The sequence below is a fragment of the Arthrobacter sp. NQ7 genome, assembly GCF_029581595.2.
Classification (GTDB): domain Bacteria; phylum Actinomycetota; class Actinomycetes; order Actinomycetales; family Micrococcaceae; genus Arthrobacter; species Arthrobacter phenanthrenivorans_B.
Genome location: NZ_JARFXU020000011.1, coordinates 1 through 18,352, shown reverse-complemented (window position 1 = coordinate 18,352; position 18,352 = coordinate 1). Strand labels below are relative to the sequence as shown.

17 protein-coding genes are annotated in these 18,352 nt (G+C 68.9%); 8 read left to right on the top strand and 9 right to left on the bottom strand.

Annotated features, from left to right (window positions below):
* Positions 1-306 carry a hypothetical protein gene (locus tag PUN71_RS12755; protein ID WP_141158180.1) on the top strand — a complete coding sequence of 102 codons (306 nt, stop codon included), beginning with the start codon at positions 1-3 and terminating at the stop codon, positions 304-306.
* On the opposite strand, the gene PUN71_RS12750 is transcribed toward PUN71_RS12755, so the two are convergent.
* Positions 303-926 carry a DedA family protein gene (locus tag PUN71_RS12750; RefSeq protein WP_043449080.1) on the bottom strand — a complete coding sequence of 208 codons (624 nt, stop codon included), beginning with the start codon at positions 924-926 and terminating at the stop codon, positions 303-305. The two genes, PUN71_RS12755 and PUN71_RS12750, sit on opposite strands and share 4 nt — an antisense overlap.
* Positions 927-960: 34 nt before the next feature.
* On the opposite strand from PUN71_RS12750, the gene PUN71_RS12745 reads away from it, so the two are divergent.
* The gene (locus PUN71_RS12745; RefSeq protein WP_043449022.1) at positions 961-1,491 is read left to right on the top strand and encodes an O-acetyl-ADP-ribose deacetylase; all 531 of its coding nucleotides are present in this window, start codon (positions 961-963) and stop codon (positions 1,489-1,491) included.
* Here PUN71_RS12745 and PUN71_RS12740 read toward each other — a convergent pair.
* Positions 1,463-2,440 (bottom strand): RluA family pseudouridine synthase, encoded by a 978-nt coding sequence (locus PUN71_RS12740; RefSeq protein ID WP_277798811.1) that lies wholly within the window; start codon positions 2,438-2,440, stop codon positions 1,463-1,465. The genes PUN71_RS12745 and PUN71_RS12740 overlap by 29 nt on opposite strands.
* Positions 2,441-2,560: 120 nt before the next feature.
* On the opposite strand from PUN71_RS12740, the gene PUN71_RS12735 reads away from it, so the two are divergent.
* Positions 2,561-3,199, top strand: a complete 639-nt coding sequence (locus tag PUN71_RS12735; protein WP_277798719.1) for a helix-turn-helix domain-containing protein — start codon at positions 2,561-2,563, stop codon at positions 3,197-3,199.
* A complete protein-coding gene (locus PUN71_RS12730) occupies positions 3,196-3,888 on the top strand; it encodes an SRPBCC family protein (protein ID WP_277798718.1) in 693 nt (230 codons plus the stop codon). Before PUN71_RS12735 ends, PUN71_RS12730 begins: the two co-directional genes overlap by 4 nt.
* A 99-nt stretch (positions 3,889-3,987) precedes the next feature.
* Here the strand turns inward: PUN71_RS12730 and yczR are convergent, their stop codons facing one another.
* Positions 3,988-5,583: a MocR-like transcription factor YczR gene (yczR, locus tag PUN71_RS12725; protein ID WP_277798717.1), complete on the bottom strand. Its 1,596-nt coding sequence runs from the start codon at positions 5,581-5,583 to the stop codon at positions 3,988-3,990.
* 61 nt (positions 5,584-5,644) lie between these two features.
* Here yczR and yczE point away from each other — a divergent pair, with 61 nt between their 5' ends.
* Entirely contained in the window at positions 5,645-6,265 is a 621-nt protein-coding gene (gene yczE / locus PUN71_RS12720) for a membrane protein YczE (RefSeq protein WP_277798716.1), read from the top strand.
* Between the two features lie 71 nt (positions 6,266-6,336).
* Here the strand turns inward: yczE and PUN71_RS12715 are convergent, their stop codons facing one another.
* From PUN71_RS12715 to PUN71_RS12705, 3 genes are read right to left on the bottom strand one after another with little or no spacing between them, the layout of a single operon-like run.
* A complete protein-coding gene (locus PUN71_RS12715) occupies positions 6,337-7,167 on the bottom strand; it encodes an Fpg/Nei family DNA glycosylase (protein ID WP_277798715.1) in 831 nt (276 codons plus the stop codon).
* On the bottom strand, positions 7,160-12,235 hold the full coding sequence (locus tag PUN71_RS12710) for an ATP-dependent helicase (protein ID WP_277798714.1): 5,076 nt from the start codon (positions 12,233-12,235) through the stop codon (positions 7,160-7,162). The genes PUN71_RS12715 and PUN71_RS12710 overlap by 8 nt, the downstream gene beginning before the upstream one ends.
* A 51-nt stretch (positions 12,236-12,286) precedes the next feature.
* Complete coding sequence (locus PUN71_RS12705) at positions 12,287-13,897, bottom strand: FAD-dependent oxidoreductase (protein ID WP_277798713.1); 1,611 nt, start codon at positions 13,895-13,897, stop codon at positions 12,287-12,289.
* 193 nt (positions 13,898-14,090) lie between these two features.
* On the opposite strand from PUN71_RS12705, the gene PUN71_RS12700 reads away from it, so the two are divergent.
* Entirely contained in the window at positions 14,091-14,564 is a 474-nt protein-coding gene (locus PUN71_RS12700) for a DUF4383 domain-containing protein (RefSeq protein ID WP_277798712.1), read from the top strand.
* Positions 14,565-14,732: 168 nt separating this feature from the next.
* Here the strand turns inward: PUN71_RS12700 and PUN71_RS12695 are convergent, their stop codons facing one another.
* A complete protein-coding gene (locus PUN71_RS12695) occupies positions 14,733-15,191 on the bottom strand; it encodes a DUF4232 domain-containing protein (protein ID WP_082006926.1) in 459 nt (152 codons plus the stop codon).
* Here PUN71_RS12695 and PUN71_RS23085 point away from each other — a divergent pair.
* A complete protein-coding gene (locus PUN71_RS23085) occupies positions 15,190-15,384 on the top strand; it encodes a hypothetical protein (protein ID WP_346421894.1) in 195 nt (64 codons plus the stop codon). The genes PUN71_RS12695 and PUN71_RS23085 overlap by 2 nt on opposite strands.
* 197 nt (positions 15,385-15,581) lie before the next feature.
* Here PUN71_RS23085 and PUN71_RS12690 read toward each other — a convergent pair whose 3' ends face one another.
* Positions 15,582-15,791, bottom strand: coding sequence for a hypothetical protein (locus tag PUN71_RS12690; protein WP_277798810.1), 210 nt, complete (start codon positions 15,789-15,791; stop codon positions 15,582-15,584).
* Positions 15,792-16,002: 211 nt separating this feature from the next.
* Between PUN71_RS12690 and PUN71_RS12685 the strand changes: the two genes are divergently transcribed.
* Positions 16,003-16,350: a hypothetical protein gene (locus PUN71_RS12685; protein WP_043449048.1), complete on the top strand. Its 348-nt coding sequence runs from the start codon at positions 16,003-16,005 to the stop codon at positions 16,348-16,350.
* Positions 16,351-16,402: 52 nt separating this feature from the next.
* Here the strand turns inward: PUN71_RS12685 and PUN71_RS12680 are convergent, their stop codons facing one another.
* On the bottom strand, positions 16,403-18,148 hold the full coding sequence (locus tag PUN71_RS12680) for a thiamine pyrophosphate-dependent enzyme (RefSeq protein WP_277798711.1): 1,746 nt from the start codon (positions 18,146-18,148) through the stop codon (positions 16,403-16,405).
* Between the last annotated feature and the right edge of the window lie 204 nt (positions 18,149-18,352).

Sequence of the window (18,352 nt, the reverse complement as noted above, 5' to 3'; positions counted from 1 at the left end):
ATGCCTTCCTTCCAGACCCGCCTCAAGATCACCGGGCTCAGGCCAGGCAATCCACCGGAATCCGTGATGGACGCGGCCGTGGAGGCGCTGGGCACCCGGCACCACGTGGAGGCGCACCAGCTGCAGATCGCCGGCGGCGTGCCGCAACTCAACCTGCGTTTCCTCGTGGAAGCCAGCGAATACAGCGGGGAGAACCGCCAGGCGGTGGAGTCGGCAGCCATGATGCGCGACGCCGTCGAACGCGTTGCGCTGACGGGCTCGCTGAGCGTGCTGCGGCGCAGCCGCGGCAAGTGGCTGCCCGTCTAGCCTGCGTCCGGGATGGGGTCGTCCTCCACCGGCGACCGGTCGCCGCGGCGCCGGGTGACCACAACTCCCACGACCGCACCGATCACCAGGCCCACAGCCACGCCAATCAGCGAGCTGGCCCAGAACGGCAGCTTCGTGGCCGAGCCGGTGAAATAGCCCAGCCCCACCAGCCAGCACGCCCACAGGACCGCGCCCAGCCCGGCGCACAGGCTGAAGCCCCGAACGGAAACGTTCGCGATGCCGGAAGCAGCCGACGTCGCAAGGCGGCCGCCTGGGATGAACCGGGCGCCGATGATGGTCCCGTACGTGGATGAACGCCCTGCCTTGGCCAGCGCCGCATGGATGCCGGCGTGGACCCGGCGGCCCCACTTCCAGCGGTCCAGCACGTGGCTGAGCCGCCGCCGGAAAAGCTGGAACACCACCATGTCGCCCAGCCAGGAAGCCAGGGCGGCGAGCGCCAGCACCAGGAACACGTTTGCACGGCCGTCCGCGGACAGCGCGCCGCCGGTGATCACCACCATCTCGGATGGAATGGGCGGAAAAATGGCGTCGCCGATCACCACCGGGATGACCCAGAAATAGAGGGCCGCCCCCCAGCTGTCAACGCCGCCGAAGTCCATTGCCACAACGTACCTCACTTGGGAAACTGGCGGCATGCGGGTCTCAGTTCTGCAGGGCGACATTACGCAGCGGCGGGTGGACGCGGTGGTCAATGCCGCGAACGCGTCCCTGCTGGGCGGCGGGGGAGTGGACGGGGCACTGCACCGCGCTGCCGGGCCGGAACTGCTGGCGGCCTGCCGGCAACTGCGGGCCAGGGAGCTGCCGCACGGACTGCAGACCGGCGCCGCCGTGGCCACCCCCGCATTCCGGCTGCCGGCCCGCTGGGTCATCCACACCGTGGGCCCCAACCGCCATGCGGGCCAGACCAACCGGGCGCTGCTGGTGTCCTGCTTCAGCGAAAGCCTGCGGCTGGCGGACACGCTGGAGGCCGGCGGGCTCGCTTTCCCGGCCGTGGGGGCGGGGGCTTACGGCTGGAGTCCGGCGGCTGTGGCGCAGGCGGCAAAGGATGCCCTTGAAGGCTTCCGTGCATCGCATCCGGGCAGCGCCCTTGAGCTGGTGGAGTTCGTGCTGCACACCGCGGAGGTGGAGGCGGTGTTCAGGGACGTGCTCGGGCCGCTTCGCTGAGTTCCAGGCCACTGCGGTATTCCACCGGCCTGCCGGAGACCGGGTCCACGAACCGGATGCCGCGGGCCAGGAGCTGGAGCGGCTTGGCGTAATTGTCCGGGGCCTTGTCCAGGAGGTCCGGGTAGAACGCGTCATTGACGATCCCCAGTCCCAGCGAGGCCATGTGGACCCGCAGCTGGTGCGTCTTGCCGGTATGCGGTTCCAGCCGGTACCGGGCCAGGCGCTGCCCGTTGCCGTTCACGGCGGCGCCTGAGGCACCCGCCGCGGGGCCGCCGTCGAACGTTTCCAGCCGCTCGATCCTTGTTTCGGCGTTCGGCTCGCCCTCAACCACCTCGGCGAGCAGGTAGCTGCGGGACTTGGTCATCCGGTTGCGGACCACCACGGGAAAGTCGACGGCGGGATGCCCGGGCGCGGGGTCGGCGGCGGACACGCACTCGTATTCCTTCTGCACCTGCCGCTTCTCGAACAGCACCTGGTACTTGCCGCGCGTCTGCGGGTTGGTGGAGAAGAGCAGCACGCCGGCCGTCATGCGGTCCAGCCGGTGCATGGGGATCAGGTCCGGCAGGTCCAACTGGTTCCGCAGCCTGACCAGGGCAGATTCCTGGATGTACGTGCCGCCGGGCGTGGTGGGCAGGAAGTGCGGCTTGTCCACCACCAACAAATGGTCGTCCCGGTGCAGGATGCTGATCTCCACCGGCAACCGGGTCTCCGCCGGGAGCGTGCGGTAGTACCAGATAAAGGTGTGGTCCTGCAGGGGAGTGGAGCGGTCCAGCGGGACGCCGCCCTCACCAACGATCTCGCCGGCGTCGAACCTGTCCTCGATGCCCTGCGGATCGATGTGCCCCCACCGGTGCATCATGTAATCCATTGCGGTGTCCCACGGGCCCTCGTCCGGAAGGCGCAGGCGGGTGGCATTGACGCCGTCGCGCACGGGGAGGGGGGATTGCATCACCGGTCCATTCTACCGGCGGCCCCGTGGGCGCCCTCCGCCCAGGATACCCGTGAGGACCACTTGCCGACGATAAAAAAGTTCTTGACAATAAAAGTTGTCGGTATGCAGACTGGAGGCATGCAGGAAATCGCAGTTATCGAGGACGCGGCCACGGCCGAGGTATCCCTGGACCCGATCCGGACCCGGATCCTGCGGGAACTGGTCCAGCCGGCCTCCGCCACCCAGCTGGCCGTCCGCGTCGGGCTGCCCCGGCAGAAGGTGAACTACCACCTCAAGGCGCTGGAGCGGCACGGCCTGGTGGAACTGGTGGAGGAACGCCGCAAGGGCAATGTCACCGAGCGGGTGGTGCAGGCCACGGCAGCTTCATACCTCATTTCGCCGCTGGCGCTGGACTCCGTGGCGCCGGATCCGCGCCGGTTCGCGGACCGCTTTTCGGCGTTTTGGCTGCTGGCGCTGGCCGGCCGCACGGTCCAGGAGGTCGGGAAACTGATCGCCGGTGCCGCCGCCGCGCGCCAGAAGCTGGCCACCTTCGCCATCGACGGCCAGATCACCTTCCGTACCGCTGCCGACCGTGCCGCCTTCGCCGAGGAGCTCGGCGTGGCCGTCACGCACCTTGTGGACAAGTACCACGACGGCGGCGCGTCACCGCAGGGGCGCCGGCACCGGCTCGTCGTGGCGCTGCACCCGGCCCTCAAAGAAACCAATGCCCCCACGTCACCCAACCCATCCGATGCAGGCAAGGAGCAGGACCAATGACCGACAATCGCAACTTCGAGATCGTCTACGACACGGAGCTTCCCGGCACCCCCGAGCGGGTGTGGGAGGCCGTGACCAACGGGACGTCCGGCTGGATGTTCCCCACGGACCAGTGGCCGGACGTCAAGACCGTGGAGGAGTACCCCCACCACCTGGTCTCGCGGATGGACGGTCAGGACGGATGGTTCAACCAGCTCGAGCATGTGCTGGAGCCGCTGGACGGCGGCCGTGCCCGGCTGCACTACGTCCACAGCGGCATCTTCGCGGACAACTGGGACCAGCAGTACGATGGCGCCAGCCGCCACACCGAGTTCTACCTGCACACCCTGGGCCAGTACCTGGAGTACTTCGACGGCCGGCCCGTGGTGTTCACCGACATCCAGGCCCCGGCCGCGTCCCAGGCCCCGGACGGCTTCACCCGGCTCCGTGAAGCGCTGGGTGCCGGATCCGCCGGACAGGGCGCCCCGCTGGATGTTGAGCTCGACGGCGTGGGGCGGCTCAGCGGTGAGGTGGACTTCTCGAACGAGCACTTCCTCGGCGTGCGCACGGCGGATGCCCTCTACCGGTTCTTCGGCCGCAACGCCTTTGGCGCCCCCGTGGGCATGACCGTCCACGACTTCAGCGGCACCGGTGACCCCGAAACCACGGCCAAGGCCTGGGGCGGTTTCCTGGAGCGCGTGTACGGCTAGCGTTCCTTCCCGTTTTGTGCCCCAATCGCCGGAACGGTGCGGAATCGCCGTACCTTTCCGGCGACTGGGGCGCCCCTCCGGCGCGCGTGGCGGTTTGCCTCAGGCTATGGCCATGGCGGGGGCCTTCTTCAGGGTCCTGCGCAGCTGGGGGGCCGCGTCCAGGCGGTCCTGGGCTGCCCGCAGGCCCATGACGGCGGCTTCCAGTTTCCCGGGCGGCAGGGTGAACGGCACCCTCAGATGGCGTTCGAACGCTCCGCCGATTCCGAACCTGGGACCCGCGGCCAGGCGGATGCCGTACTCCGGAGCCAGTGCGGCCAGCGCGGTGCTTGACGGTGCGGGCAGCCGGCACCAGACGGACAACCCGCCGGCCGGCGGAGCCACCTCCCATTCCGGCAGGTGCGTCCCCAGCAGTTCGAGCAGCGCGGCGCGGTTTCGGCGGAGCATGTCCAGCCGGGCCGGCAGCGGCTCATCGAGGGCGCGGACCAGGTGCGCCGCCGCAAGCTGCTCCATGATGGGCCCGCCAAGGTCCACCGTGGTGCGGGTGGCGGCCAGCCGCTGGATCATGGGCCGCGACGCCCGGATCCAGCCAGTCCGCAGGCCGCCCCAGTGGGATTTGCTGAGCGAGCCGATGGTGATGACCGACGGGCTGAAGCCGGCCATGTGGGTGGTGCCGATGCCGTCCAGGTTCAGCTCGCGGAGGGTTTCGTCAACCACGGGCACTGTTCCGGAGGTCGCCGTGGCCCGGAGCAGGCGCCGGCGTTCGAGGTCCGACATGACCATCCCGGTGGGATTGTGGAAGTCCGGCACCAGGTAGGCCATCCGGGGCCGTTGCTGTGCCAGGGCCGATTCCAGGGCGGGCAGATCCCACCCGCCGTCGGTGAACGCCACCGGTACGGGCCGGCACCCGGCGGCGTGAATGGCATCCAGCGCGTTGGGATAGCTCGGGTGCTCCACCAGGACGCGGTCCTGCCGGTCCGCCAGGGTCCTGATGACCAGGGTCAGGGCATGCTGCGCGCCCGAGGTGACCAGGATGTTTGCCGGATCGGTGGGGACACCGGCAGCGGTGTACCGGTCGGCGATTGCCTGGCGCAGCGGGAGCAGCCCGACGGCGTCGTAGCCGAAGCCCGGAAGCAGGGCGGGGAGCTCGGTGACCGCAGCGGCAAACGCCCGGTGGACAAGCTCGCCGCTGGCGGGCAGTGCCGCGTACGCCAGGTCGATCAGGCCTTCCGGGGACACCAGGCCCGGTGCGGAAAGGGTGCTCACCGGTGCGGGAATCCTCGCCGGATCCGGATCCGGATCGGCCTGCCGGCGCTCGCGGGCACCTGCGCCGGCGCGCGGTCCGCCAGGCGTGCTGTTCCTTTCGCCGTCCGTGGGGCCAGTGGAGCCCTCTCCGGCGAAGCGGGGCCGGCCGAACGGGGCCAGTTGCGGAATGCAGGTCCTGGCCCTGCTTCCTTGGCGGCTGTAAAGGAAGCCCTGGTCGCGGAGGCTCGAATACGCCGCCGTGACGGTGGTCCGGCTGATGCCGAGCACTGCGCACAGGGACCGCTCGCTGGGGAGGGCGCTGTCCAATGCCACCCTGCCGTCAAGGATCAGGAGCCGCACCACGTCCGCCAGTTCGCGGTAGGCGGGCCCGGTGCCGTTGTTCCAGATGCCCAGCAGGCGGGCGAGGGCGGTGGCGCTCAAGGTGGTGGACATGTAGCCAGTATCTCAAACTGGCTATGTATTCCAATGCCAGTTGCATGGAAAGGTTGGTTGCATGATGACCCGCAGACTCCTCCAGCTCTTTCTTGGCCTTGCCATGTACGGCATCTCCCTGGCCATGTTCATCCGGGCCGGGCTTGGCCTGGACCCGTGGGACGTGTTCCACCAGGGACTCGCCAACCGGACCGGCCTTAGCATCGGCGTGGTGGTCATCATCGTGAGCTTCCTGGTCCTGCTGCTGTGGATTCCGCTCCGGCAGTGGCCCGGTTTCGGGACCCTCTGCAACGCTGTGCTGGTGGGGGTCTTCGCGGACATTGGGCTGGCCCTGATCCCGGCCGTGTCCCAGATCGCCGGCCAGTTCGGGCTCCTGGCCGGGGCCATAGTGTTGAACGGCATCGCCTCCGCCTGCTACATCGGCGCGCGTTTCGGTCCCGGGGCCCGGGACGGCCTGATGACCGGTCTGGCGCGGCGCACCGGCTGGTCCGTCCGGTTGTCGCGCACGCTGATCGAAGTGACCGTGCTGGCTGTCGGTTGGCTGCTCGGAGGATCGGTGGGTGTGGGCACGGTGGTCTATGCCTTGGCCATCGGCCCCCTGGTCCACGTGCTGCTGCCACGCTTTACGGTTCCGGCTGCCGTTCCGAAGACCGCCAATAACGCCGCTCCCGCCACCTGTTGATGTCCGCCACCTGTTGATGTCCGGCCATGCCGGTGCTTTTCAGGATCCGCGTTTCAGGCAGGACCCGCGTTTCAGGCAGGGGCCGGCTGGCATGTGGGACAGAAGTAGATGTCGCGCTCCTCTTCACCGTTCGGTTTGCCCAAAAGTCCGCGCTGGAGGGGTGTGCCGCATTTGAGGCAGGGCTGGCGTTCCCGCCCGTACACCCAGTAGCCGGGCCTGCCCGCCATCCTGCCCACGGGCATGCCCCGGGCGTTGAGGATGGTGACGCGGCGGCCGGGGCCGAGGTTCACCTCCAGGAGCTGCTTGGCGTCGGTCATCATGGTGCGGACATCCGGTACAGCGGAAACAGGTGTGGCAGGATGCACCCCGGAGAGGAAGCATGCTTCGCACCGGTAAATATTGCCGATGCCCGCCAGGTTCCGCTGGTCCAGCAGCGCCACGCCCACGGGGACCTCGGGGCGGGAGCGGATGCGGCGTTCGGCCTCGTCCAGGTCCCAGTCCGGGCCCAGGAGATCCGGACCGAGGAACCCCACGATCGAGTCCTCGTTGGCGGTGGCCACCACTTCCACGATGCCCAGCGAGAATCCGACCGCATCGGCGGCGGCGGTCCGCAGCACGCAGCGGGCGGTATAACCGGGCTTGCGCCACCGGCCGCCGGGCGGATACACCTGCCAGGTGCCCTCCATCTTCAGGTGTGAGTGGATGGTCAGCCTCTTGTCCTCCGGGCTGACCACGCGCATCAGCAGGTGCTTGCCCCTGGGAATGACTTCGGCAACCGTCCAGCCGGCCAGGTTCAGGGTGGCGAACCGCGGCACGCGGAAGTCGGAGGCCAGCAACGTCTGTCCGGCCAGGGCTTCGTGCAACTGGTGGGCGGCGCGCCAGACGGAATCACCCTCAGGCACGGATCCTCAATCCCTTCGGGGTGGAATAGGCGCCGGCGGCGCTGAGCGCGGCGGCAACGGGGGTGTCCAGGATGCCATGTCCATTCACTTTCTCCATGATCAGCTTGTCCACGGCTCCCCGGGTCACCACGCCCACCAGTGCGGCAGCCGCGGCCGCCAAGATGGCCTGGTCATCGCTGAACGCAAGGAGGGTCTTTCCGCCGCGCTCGACGTACAGGACCAGTGCGCCGTCCACCAGGACAACCAGTGCACCCGCCTTCCGGCCTGGGCGGTGGCCGGTGCCGGCGTCGTCCTGCACGGCGGGCCAGGGGAGCGCCGCACCGTAAGGGTTGGCGGGATCGGTAGCGGCGAGTGCCAGGGCGACCGGCTCGGCCTTGGCCAGTTGTGTGTCCTCGGAGTAGGAACGGAGCCTGTCCACGGTGGCGGGAACGGCGAACTGGGCGGCGCCAAGGTGCTCGATGAAGTAGCCGCGGCGGCAGCGGCCCGCCGCCTCGAGCCGGGCCAGTACCTTGTACATCAGCCCGAAGCCGCCCAGGATCTGTTCCGCCATGACGGAGCCCCTGGTCACCACGCCGTACCGGTCCAGCAGCAGCTCGGCGGTGGCCCGGGCATGGATGGTGGCATCCAGTTCGGGCTCAGGAAGGGCTGACCAGCGGCCCGCGGCACTGGGCGGCGTGCTTGCGGCCTGTGCCCCATACCGGCCCCCGCCCAATCCAGGAGAGCCCATCAATCCCGTGCCGTGGGACCGGCCCAGCCGGCTGAGCCGCGGTGCCCTGGCCCGCGGGGCGCGCGCCACTTGCCGGTGGGCGGTGTGGCCGCCGGCGATCAGCGCCCGCACCGGGGCGAAGGTGTCACCGGTGATCCTGCCGGCCCACGCGAGGTCCCAGAGTGCGGTGGCCACTTCCTGGTCGCTCAGGACAGCGTCCATGCCGCCGGCCACGTCGGTCAATTGCCGGAAGAAGTAGCCGCCGCCGTTGTTCCGCAGATGGTCCAGCAGCCGTCGGCTGGCGTCCCCCGGCTCGAAATCGGGCGCCGGATTCAAGGTCAGTTCCGCGGAGTCCGCCAGGTGGAGGCTGATCCAGCCGTCGTTTCCGGGCAGCGCGCCGGCCCCGGACCACAGGACCTCGCCGGCTGCCATGAGTTCGTCGAGCATGGCGGGCTGGTAATTGGAGACCCGGGTGGCCAGCACCAGCGGCTCCCATGCCGAGGCGGGCACCGGCACCCCGGAGAGCTGGTCGATGGCAGTGATGATGCCGTCCAGTCCGCGCAGGGTGGGCTGGCCGCGGCCGCCTCCCGGAGTCCTGACGTGTTGCCACGCCGGCAGGAAGCGTCCGTAGGCGGCGGCGTCCACCGGTTCCACTTCCGCCCGTAGGGCGGCCAGCGAACGGCGCCGGAGCTTGCGCAGCACGTCGGCGTCGCACCATTCGCTGGCAATGGTATGCGGAACATCGGCCACCGGGGCGCCTGCTGCCGGCCCCGCGCCGACATCAGCCTGGGCACTCCCGCCCGGTTCGGCATCATCCGGTTCGGCGTCATCCGGTCCGGCCCCTGGCCCGGCTTCCTGCGGCGGTGCTTCCGGCGGGGTGACGTGGGGACGGAACTCACCTTCCACCACGCGCCCGTCCGCCGCGAGGCGTTTCAAGGCGGTGCCCACGACGGCGACGCCGAGGCCAAGCCGCCCGGCGGCTTCGGCCGCGGTGAAGGGTCCGTGGGTCCGCGCGTACCGGGAGACGAGGTCGCCCAGGGGGTCGGCGACCGGTTCGATGAACGCCAACGGAACACCCATGGGCAGCGGCACGCCGATGGCATCACGCAGGCGGGCGGCATCTTCCACGGCGGCGAAGCGTTCCACTCCGCCGATGTTGACCTTGATGGCGCGGTTGGCGCGTTGGAGGGCTGCGAGGTGGGCCGCCGCCTCGGGCACTGTTGCGGCCGCTTCAACGGGCGGAGTTTCAGCGGGCTCGGGCATCTGGACGGCTTCCCCTGCCGGTGCAGTGCCCTGCAGCCGGTCCGCGGCTTCCTCCGCCGTCAGCGGGCCGAGCAGCCGCAGCAGGTCGGCCACCCCTTCCATGCCCCGCGCTCGCCGGTCCGGGGCGAGCCGCTGCAGTTCGCGTTCGGTGGCCTCGATGACCTTGGCATCGAGGAGTTCGCGCAGCTCCACCCGGCCCAGCAGCTCGTTCAGGAGGGTGGAGTCCAGCGCCAGGGCGGCGGCCCGCCGCTCCGCCAGCGGCGAATCGCCCTCGTAAAGGAACTGGGCCACATAGCCGAACAGCAGGGACTTGGCGAAGGGGGAAGGCTGCTGCGTAGTGGTCTGCACGATGCGCAGCTCACGCCGTTCCACCGAAGCGGCGATGTCCTTCAGTGCCGGCAGGTCGTAGACGTCCTGCAGGCATTCGCGCACCGTTTCCAGCACGATGGGAAACGTCGGGTACTTCCTGGCCACGTCCAGCAGCTGGGCCGACCGCTGGCGCTGCTGCCACAGCGGCTGGCGCTTGCCGGGGGTCTGGCGGGGCAGCAGCAGCGCGCGGGCGGCGCACTCACGGAACCGCGACGCGAACAGGGCGCTGCCACCCACCTCGGCGGTGACGATCTGCTCGAGTTCTTCGGGATCGAAGAGGAACAGCTCTGCGCCGGGTGGTTCGTCCTCCATCATGGGCACCCGCAGCACGATGCCGTCGTCGGCCGCCATGGCGGAGCCGTCCAGCCCGTAGCGCTGGTGGAGACGCTGCCCGACGGCGAGGGCCCAGGGGGCGTGCACCGGCATGCCGAACGGGCTGTGCAGGATGACGCGCCAGTCGCCCAGTTCGTCGTGGAACCGCTCGACCACCAGGGTGGTGTCGCTCGGGACCACCTCGGTGGCCTGCTTCTGCTCGCCCAGGTACTGGATGAGGTTGTTGGCGGCATAGTCATCCAGGCCGCTGGCTTTGCAGCGCTCGGTAGCCGGGCCAACGTCGGACGCGGACAGCTCCCGGACAAACGCGCCCAGCGCCCGGCCCAGGTCCACCGGCCGCCCCAGCGAATCGCCCTTCCAGAACGGCAGCTTGCCGGGCTGGCCGAAGGCAGGGGAAACCAGGACACGGTCGTGCGTGATGTCCTCGATCTTCCAGCTGGTGGCGCCCAGGGCAAAGACGTCGCCCACGCGGGACTCGTACACCATCTCCTCGTCGAGCTCGCCCACGCGGCGGCCGCCCTTGGGCGCGCGCGCAGGCTTGCCGTCCTCGGCGGGGGATGCTGCACCTTCCTGCTCGGTGCCGATGATATAGACGCCGAACAGGCCGCGGTCCGGGATGGTGCCGCCGGAGGTGACCGCCAGGCGCTGGGCCCCGGGCCGGCCTTCAATGGTGCCGGCGTTGCGGTCCCAGATGATCCTCGGCCGGAGCTCGGCGAACTCGTCCGACGGGTACCGTCCGGCGAGCAGGTCCAGCGTGGCTTCGAACGCTGACCGGGGGAGTGAAGCGAAGGGCGCGGAGCGCCGGACTGTGCTGAACCATTCCTCCACGTCGATGCTGCCCAAAGCGGTGGCCGCGACTGTCTGCTGGGCCAGGATGTCCAGGGGATTGGCCGGGATGCTGAGGCGTTCGATCTTGCCGTCCAGCATCCGTTCCACGGTGATGGCCGTATGCACCAGGTCTGCCCGGTGCTTGGGGAAAAGGACGCCCTGGGAGATTTCCCCCACCTGGTGCCCGGCGCGGCCCACGCGCTGCAGGCCGCTGGCCACCGACGGGGGCGACTCCACCTGCACCACCAGGTCCACGGCGCCCATGTCGATGCCCAGTTCCAGGGAGGACGTGGCCACCACGCACCGCAGCCGCCCTGATTTGAGGTCGTCCTCGATGAGTACCCGCTGGTCTTTGGAAACGGACCCGTGGTGGGCGCGGGCCAGCACGGGGTCGGCCCCGGCCGAGCTGCCGGCCTGCGCCATCATGTGCGCGGGAGTTGCGGTTGACGCGGGAACGGCCGACGGCGGCGCCCCCTTTCCGGAGGCGGCCGCCGCTTCCAGCCCTCCCGCGGCGGGCTCGTCCCAGCCGCCGCCGACCGCGATCAGCTGGCGTTCGGCGTAGATCTCGTTGAGCCGGGCTGTAAGCCGTTCCGCAAGGCGGCGGGAGTTGGCGAAGACAATCGTGGACTGGTTGGCCAGCACCAGGTCCACGATCTTTTCCTCCACGTGGGGCCAGATGGACGCCTGCGGCTGCAGTCCGGATGCCGGACCGGAATCGAACGCCCCGGCGGCGCCCTGCAGGTCCGACATGTCCTCCACCGGTACGGAGACCGTAAGGTCCCAGTTCTTCTTCGCGGGCGGGGCAACGATTTCCACGGGAGCCGAACCGGCCAGGAACTGGGCCACCAGCTCCCGGGGCTCCACGGTGGCGGACAGTCCGATGCGCTGGGCAGGTTTGGGCAGCAGCGCGTCCAGCCGTTCGAGGGAGACGGCCAGGTGCGCTCCGCGTTTGGTTCCGGCCACCGCGTGGACCTCGTCGATGATGATGGTGTCCACCTCGGTGAGTGTTTCGCGGGCCCGGGAGGTGAGCATCAGGAACAGCGACTCGGGAGTGGTGATAAGGATGTCCGGCGGGTTGGTCAAAAGTGTGCGCCGGTCCGCGGCGGGGGTGTCCCCGGACCGCACCCCCACCGTGATCAGCGGCGCGGGAAGGCCCAGCCGCTTGGCGGTCTGGGTGATGCCGATCAAGGGGGCGCGCAGGTTCCGTTCCACGTCCACGCCCAGGGCCTTCAGCGGCGAGATGTAGAGGACGCGGGTCTTCCGCTTGGGGGCCCGGGCCCGTTTGCCTTTCACCGGCGCTTGGGCCTCCGTTGCTTCGGGGGCCCGGGAGGCGTGGTCCAGCAGCCGGTCCAGGGCCCAAAGGAAGGCCGCGAGGGTCTTGCCGGACCCGGTGGGTGCGACCACCAGGGCATGGGAGCCGGAGGAGATGGCATTCCACGCCCCGGCCTGGGCCGGTGTGGGCTCCGTGAAGGCGCCCAGGAACCAGTCGCGCGTGGGCCGGCTGAATTGGCCCATGGGTGCGGCCTTGCCGGAAGCGCCGCGGCCGGCTGAACGCTGTTCCTGGTTCATGCCTCCATCATGCCCCACAGCACCGACAGCCAATCCCGGCCCGGCGCCCGCCTAGGCAGTTCCGGCCTTCGGCAGGTCCTTGGTTGCCGGGCCCTCGAGCAGTTTGCCCTCATTGCTGAACCGGGAGCCGTGCAGCGGACAGTCCCACGTCATGTCGTTGTCGTTCCAATGCAGGATGCCGCCCAAGTGGGTACAGACCGCCGACAGCCGGCAGGTGGTTCCGCCCACCGTGGACACCGCCACCGGCCGGTTTCCCTCGCGGTAGACCCGGCCCTGGCCTTCAACGGGGGCTCCCACCGGAACAGCGCCCGCAGGAGCAGCGCCCGCCGGAGCGGGCTGCGCCGGAGCAGGCTGCCTTGGGGCAGGTTGCCCGGGAACAGGGGAACTGCCCGTCCTCCGCCTGAGTCCGTCAATCTTCCGGCCCCCGGCGCCCACCCGTCCCCAGTCGGTGGCCATCCTCGCGGCCACCCCCGCGTTGAGCGCCACGGCGGACAAGGCGCCGGCCGGCGACGTGACGCGGTGGTGGATGGTGTCAGCCCACGGGATCTGGCCGCCCAGGATGTCTGCCGAGATGCCCAGGGCGGCGGCGACGGCGTTGGTCATTCCCCATTTGTTGTAGCCGGTGCCGAAGTAGATCCGGCCCCGGCCGCGGGGGAGCTTGCCGAAGAACGGCATGAGGTTGGTGGGCATGTAGTCCTGGGCCGACCAGGTGTGCGTGGTGGCTGCCCCGGGGTAGTGCTGCCGGGTCCAGTCCAGCAGGCCGGCAAGGTGTGCCTTTTCAGAGCCGGTCCGGCCCACGTGGTGGCCGTGCCCGCCCACCAGCAGCAGGCTCCGTCCATCCAGCTGGTAGTCACGGAGGGAATGGGTGGGCTGCTCAACAGAGATGTACACGCCCGGAGGCGGGGCCTGGTCATCCTGCAGTTCCAGCGCCGCCGCATAGGACCGGCTGGGTTTGAGTTTGGCGAAATACAGGCCGCGGTCAAGGACCGGGACGCCGGTGGCCAGGACCACCTTGTCCGCCCTGACGCTGCCCCGGTTGGTCCGAACGGCAGAGGGGGTGCCTCCGGTGACATCCTGGAGCCGGACGTCGCCGACGATGCGTCCGCCACGGCTGCGGATGTCGGCCACCAGCGCATCGAGGACGTCCATCGGGTTGATCTGGGCCTGGTCCCGCAGGCGGACAGCGCCGTGGACAGGAAACGGCAGGCCGGCGTCGCGCACATAGTCCACGTCCAGGCCCGCAGTTCCCGCGGCTTTGACTTCTTCCCGCAGTTTCTCGGTGCCTTGGGCGGAAGCGGCATAGGTGTAGGCGTCGCGGCGCTGGAACGGCACGCCCTGTTCCGCCAGATAGCGCAGCAGCCAGGCCTGGCCTTCGCGGTTCCCGTCCACGTAGGCCTGCACCTGTTTCTGCGAATACTGCCGGGCGAGCTGGGACAGGAACGTCCCCTGCAGCAGGGTGACCTTCGCGGTGGTATTGCCCGTGGTGACGGCGCCCGGATAGCGCGCTTCCAGCACCAGCACGCGTTGGCCCGACCTCGCCAGCAGCAGTGCGGTGACCAGGCCGGTCAGGCCTGCACCCGCCACCACCGCGTCGTACCTGGAGTCGGGTTCAAAGGGATCAGATGTGAAGGAATCCCTGCGGTCCAGCCAAATCGACGCCATGCCAGTCCAACCTGCCTCCGGTCCAAGGCCCTTTTGGGGGCCGTTTTGTGATGGGTCTGTTATGGACCCCTGCTATCCGCGGCGGATTTGATAAGTATACTTACCATGTCGGGGTTTAAGTCTACGGTCAGGCACTATCGGTCACGCATCGCCCGGCAGCCAGAAACGCACAACGACACAAGCAGGAGAAATCATGACAACCATGAATTCCGGCGGTCGCACTGTAGGCCGGACCACTATCCAAAAAGCCACCCTCGCCGTGGGCGCGGTCTTCCTCCTGGTAGGAATCCTCGGGTTCATTCCGGGTATCACCTCCAACTACGAATCCCTCGGATTCGCGGGGCACGGCTCCGGTGCCCTGCTCCTGGGCGTTTTCCAGGTGTCCATACTGCACAACATCGTCCACCTGCTGTTCGGCATCGCCGGTGTCGCCATGGCGCGCAGCGCGGCTGCGTCGAAGAACTACCTGGTGGTGGGCGGCGCCATCTACCTTGTGCTGTGGCTCTACGGCCTGCTCATCGGCCAGGACAGCGGAGCCAATTTTGTCCCGGTCAACACTGCCGACAACTGGCTGCACTTCATCCTCGGCGTCGCCATGATCGGCCTGGGCGTTGCCTTGTCCCGCGGCACGGCGGCCGCCGGACGTACCACCACGGCAACGAGGTAGCCCAACATCCCGCCGCCGGCACCCAGGAAAGAAGGCCCGACGGCGGCACCACAGTACTGAAGGCGGCCCGGCTTGATTGCCGGGCCGCCTTCGGCCGTTCCGTAACATGGCTTTGTCCAGGAGCCGGGTGTGTCCAGGGACAGATGGTGTTCGCCGGGGTACCCGCCGTCAGGCGGGCTGGAACGCCCCGATGCTGAGCAGGGTGATGTTGGCGTTGCTGCAGGCCCTGGTGGGCTGCGGAAGGAACAGCGAGTCGGTGTCCTCCGGCGGGTAGATCCGGTATCCGGCAGCATCCACGGGCGAGCAGTCCATGTAGTTGCCGGCCTGCGTGTATCGCAGCACCGCGGTGCCGGTCTGGCCGGGAGCGAGCAGGACGTCGACGACGGCGGCTGACTCGTCCCGGGTGGCGGCCGCACCGATCGGGGCGCCTGCAGCGTCGGCCACCAGCGAGACGCCAGGGAAACCCCGCAGGATGCAGGGCTCGGAACCCTTGTTGGTGAGGTTCAACTTCATATACACACTGCCTGCAGCGCCTCCACCGGAAGCGTCGGTTGCCGCCGTGAGCCCTGCCGCCTTGCAGAGGCCGGGAGCGCCGGCGGTGGTTCCGGGCGCAGGGGATTCCGACATGGCAGGCGTTGACGTGGCCGGGGCCGGCGAAGCCGGTGGCGTGGATGCCGACGACGAGGGGGACTGGCTGGCCTGCCCGGTGGCGGGAGACGTGGTGGTTTGGGACTGCGGCTGGGTTGGACCGCACGCGGTGAGCAGCAGCGCTGCCGCTGCGGCCGCCGTCGTCATGGCAAACCCCGGGGACATTTTCTGAGACCTCATGGCACCACCTTCGCTGTACCGGTTGCCCGCGTCAACGATGCTGCCTGCCGCGGCGGCAATTTGATGCCCGGATCGTGATGATCCGGCCGGCACCAGGGTGCCCGCAGGCCGGTCCGCGCATCCAGGTGCCGGCGTCCGGTCAGTCCGTCTCCGGGCCGCTGCAGTAGTGGCAATCCTCCGGGCACTCCATCACGCCGGCACCTCCGCCAGGTCGTAGCCATCGGCGATATGGAACAGGCGGCGGCCTCCGGACGGCGCGGTCACCCATACAACGTCGCCGTCGTCGGTCCTGGTATCCACCACGCCGCTGTACGCGGTGCGGCCATTCCTCTTCAGGTCCACGGTGTCGCCGGGTTCGACGGCGTCCCAGCGGACGGGGCTTTTTACGCGGCTCGTCATTGAAGTCACGGTTGTTCCTTTGCACGGGGTGGCAGGGCGGCCGTTGCCGCCCTGTGATGCCATCAAACAGTCGGGCTGGGGCGCGGCTCAATAGAGGAATGGCCACCGTCGCGTGGACGCCTTTGTGCAGGCCTCCAGCAACGGCCCGTGACGGCGTGGAAGGGCAGGGTTAGACTGCCTGCGTACGTGTTGGCGATCGAAGGAGAAGTTCATGGACTACACCGGAAGCCAGTCGGAAAAGGCCGTTCCCGCCGGGGAACTGGGCCGCAGCCACATCGGCCAGACCATCAGCTTCCAGCCGAATGAGTTCACCGTCGTGTTCGGAAAGCTTGCCGGAATCGCGCGGACAGAGGCCATGGTCTACCTGTCCCTGACGGGGGTGGGGAACGGCACGCACCTGAAGGATGAATACGACCTGCCGGTGACGCACGAGGTCTTCGTTCCCGTGGACGTCATTACCAACGCTGAGTCCACCATCAAGGACCTGTTCGGGAAAGTCCAGGAGAACCTGCGCGGGTCCAGCCACAAGGGCGGCGAGGACCGCACGGACCGGCTGTAGCGGATCAGCCACCAGGGAAGGCCGGCACCCGCATGCCGGCCTTCCCGGTGCGCTAGTACGCCTTGACGCGCTGTTCCACGACGAGGTGGATCAGCGCGAACATGCCGTCCCGGTCGATCGCCGCCAGCGCGGCGTCCAGGGCGGCGGGCACCTCCCAGTCCGCGGTGACGGTGATGCCGAAGCCGCCGAAGGCCCTGGCCATCAACGCAAAATCAGGGTTCTTCAGCTGCGTGCCGGACACCCGCTGCGGGTAGTGCCGCTCCTGGTGCGTCCGGATGGTGCCATACTCCTGGTTGTCCATGACCACCACCAGGGGAGTGGCGCCGTACTGGGCAGCAGTGGCCAACTCCTGCCCGTTCATGAGGAACTCACCGTCGCCCGCAATGGTGACCACGCGCCGTCGTGGTTCTGCGAGCGATGCGGCGATGGCGGACGGCACGGAATAGCCCATGGAGCCGTTGCGGGCACTGATCATGGACGCGTAGCGGCGGGTGGGGAAATACCGGTGGGCCCAGTTGGTGTGCTCACCGGCCCCGAACGTCACCATGGCGTCCGCGGGCAGCCGGGGCACCAGGTTGGCCATCAGGGTGTCCATCCTCGCCTTGCCCGGGCCGGGCGTGGCCGGGGGCAGCGCCGCGAAGTCCTCCTGTTCGGCCCGCATCTTCGCCGTCCACGCTTTCCACTCTTCCTTGACCGGCAGCCCGATGTTCTCGAGGTCGCGGACGAACGCGTCCGGTTTGGCCAGGATCTGCCGGGATACAGGACCGGAGCGGCCGCGCAGCGACGGGTCCACCGTGACCAGGAAGTTCTTCTTGCTCCAGTCCTGGCGGCAGACGAACCCGTCGGTGATCACATCCCCGGGCACTGTCCCCACGAACACCAGGAGGTCGGTCTCTTCCAGCAGGTCATAGGTGGGGCGCGGCCGGCCATAACCGATAGGCCCCACGTAGGAGGGCGAATCGAAGGGAACTGTTCCCTGCGTCCGCCATTCGGCAGCAGCAGGAATGTTGTGCCGCTCCAGCCACGCGGTGAGCCTCCGGGCAGCCTCTGGGGTCCAGTCATTGCCGCCGGTGACAAAGAGCGGCTTGCTGGATTCAGCCAGCGCGGCCTGCAGCGCCGCTGAATCCGCGCCGTTCATGCCACCCGCCGCCACGGGAATGGGAGGGTGCAGCGCCGGGCTGATCTGCTGCCGGATGATGTCCTCCGGCAGGCCCACCACCACCGGACCCGGCCGTCCGCTCATGGCGGCAAACATGGCTTCTGCCACGATTTCGGAAGCCCGCTCGGCATGGTCGAGGACCATGACCCGCTTGGCGCCAGTGTCGAACCAGGATTTGATGTCGAATTCCTGGAAGGCCTCCCGGTCCCGGTGGGCGAACGGGATGAGCCCCACGAAGAGCAGCATGGGGGTGGAATCCTGCCAGGCCGTGTGGAGGCCCACGTGCGCGTTTGCGGCGCCGGGACCCCTGGTGACCATCGCGATGCCCGGGCGCTGTTGCATCTTGCCGTCCGCCTCCGCCATGTAGGCGGCCCCGCCTTCGTGCCTGCAGACGATGGTTTCGATGTCGGAATTGTGCAGGCCGTCCAGCACGTCGAGGAAGCTCTCGCCGGGAACCACATACGTGCGTTCCACGCCGTGGGCTACGAGCGAATCCACGATGACGTGCCCGGCGGACTTCAGGGTCGGGTGCCCGTGGTCCGGCGTCTCCGGGTGGTGCGGGTTGAGCGCCGGCGCGTTAGCGGCGGGCGCGGGCTGGGGCTGGGTTTCGGTCAGGATGGGTTGCGGCTCTGGTGTCATGATCTTTCTTCAGCTCGACGTTGGTGGAGGGGCGGAGTCAGGAGATGGGGGTCCGGTTGGCGATGACGGGCGCTGTCCCGGTGTAGCCGTCGCGGGTTTCGGCGATTTCGCGGATGCGGTGGCGGCAGGCGTACCAGCCGGCGACCATGAGGATGGAGGCGATGGCGGTGACGAGCATGGTCAGGGGTGAGTCGATGAAGACCA